This is a genomic window from Pseudomonas sp. AAC, from assembly GCF_000725445.1.
Taxonomy (GTDB): domain Bacteria; phylum Pseudomonadota; class Gammaproteobacteria; order Pseudomonadales; family Pseudomonadaceae; genus Pseudomonas; species Pseudomonas citronellolis.
The window spans coordinates 1,316-3,435 of sequence record NZ_KL647107.1 but is presented as its reverse complement, the minus strand read 5'-3'; the positions used below and the strand labels follow the sequence as shown (position 1 = coordinate 3,435).

Here is a 2,120-nt window from a genome sequence, read left to right as displayed (position 1 = left end):
ACCGATGACCAGGGGGCTACCAGTGGCAGTACCCTGACCATCACGGTAACCGGCACCAATGACATCCCCGTCGCTCAGGCTGCCAGCGCGGCGGCCGACGAAGACCAGGTGAGTACCGGGCAACTGGTGGCCACTGACGCCGATGAAGGCGCGGTCCTGACCTTCAGCATCGATGGCAATGCCCCGGCCGGGTTCACCCTGAAAACCGATGGCAGCTGGACCCTCGACGGCAAGGACCCGGCCTACCAGCATCTGGCGGATGGCGAGACCCAAGTCATCAGCATCCCGGTGATCGTCACCGACGACCAGGGAGCCACCAACACCAGCACTCTGACGCTGACCATTACCGGCACCAACGACGCACCGGTGGCCCTGGCTGGCAACGCGACTACCGCCGAGAACGATGTGCTGAATGGCCAGGTTCCGGCTGCTAGCGATGTCGACGGCAGCATTGCCGGTTACCAGTTGGCCAGCGATGTCGGCACCGGCAACGGCACGCTGACCTTCAATCCCAATGGCGGCTATAGCTTCGATCCGGGCCACGACTTCGACAGCCTGCCGGCTGGTGTCAGCCGTGACGTCACCTTTACCTACCAGGCCAAGGATGACAGCGGCGCACTGAGCGATCCGCAGACCATCACTATCACCGTGACCGGCACCAACGATGCGCCGGTGGCCCAGGCCGCCAGTGCCGCGGTCAACGAAGACAGTCAGATCGATGGTCAACTGCAGGCCACTGATGCGGACCAAGGCGCCCAGCTGCAGTTTGGCTCCGACAGCCCTCTCCCCGCCGGCTTCACCCTGGACCAGGACGGCAAATGGACCTTCGATGCCAGCAATGCCGCCTACCAACACCTGGCGGCCGGTCAGACGCAGGTCATCAGCATCCCGGTAGTCGTCACCGATGACCAGGGCGCTACCAGTGGCAGCACTCTGACTATTACCGTCACTGGCACCAATGACGTACCAGTGGCCCAGGCTGGCAGCGCCACGACCGAAGAAAACACCATCCTCAATGGCCAAGTCCCGGCCGCCAGCGACGTCGACGGCACCATTGCCGGTTACCAGTTGGCCAGTGGTGTCGGCACCGGCAACGGCACACTGACCTTCAACCCCAATGGCAGCTATACCTTCGATCCGGGCCACGACTTCGACAGCCTGCCGGCTGGTGTCAGCCGTGACGTCACCTTTACCTACCAGGCCAAGGATGACAGCGGCGCACTGAGCGATCCGCAGACCATCACTATTACCGTGACCGGCACCAACGATGCGCCGGTGGCCCAGGCCGCCAATGCCGCCGTCAACGAAGACAGCCAGATCAATGGCCAGTTGCAGGCCACCGACGCAGACCAAGGCGCCCAACTGCAGTTCAGCTCGGACAGCCCCTTGCCCGCAGGCTTCACGCTGGATCAGGACGGCAAATGGACCTTCGACGCCAGCAACGCTGCCTACCAGCACCTGGCCGAGGGCGAAACCCAGATCATCAGCATTCCGGTGGTCGTCACCGATGACCAAGGCGCTACCAGTGGCAGCACCCTGACCATTACCATCACCGGTACCAACGACGCGCCAGTGGCCCAGACCGCCAGTGCCGCGGTCAACGAAGACAGTCAGATCGATGGCCAACTGCAGGCCACTGATGCGGACCAAGGCGCCCAGTTGCAGTTCGGCTCCGACAGCCCTCTCCCCGCCGGCTTCACCCTGGATCAGGACGGCAAATGGACCTTCGATGCCAGCAATGCCGCCTACCAACACCTGGCGGCCGGTCAGACGCAGGTCATCAGCATCCCGGTAGTCGTCACCGATGACCAGGGCGCTACCAGTGGCAGCACTCTGACTATTACCGTCACTGGCACCAATGACGCGCCGGTAGCTCAGGCTGGCAGCGCTGCGACTGAAGAGAACACCATCCTCAATGGCCAAGTCCCGGCGGCCAGCGATGTCGACGGCATCATTGCCGGTTACCAGTTGGCCAGTGGTGTCGGCACCGGCAACGGCACGCTGACCTTCAACTCCAATGGCGGCTACACCTTCGATCCGGGCCAGGATTTCGACGGCCTGCCGGCCGGTGTCAGCCGCGACGTCACCTTCACCTACCAGGCCAAGGATGACAGCGGCGC

Annotated in this window: 1 protein-coding gene; it reads left to right on the top strand. The window is 63.5% G+C overall.

Features of this window, described 5'->3' with window-relative positions:
- Positions 1 to 2,120, top strand: a 2,120-nt coding sequence (locus FG99_RS32605; RefSeq protein WP_043274044.1) for a VCBS domain-containing protein, incomplete at both ends; no start/stop codon positions are given.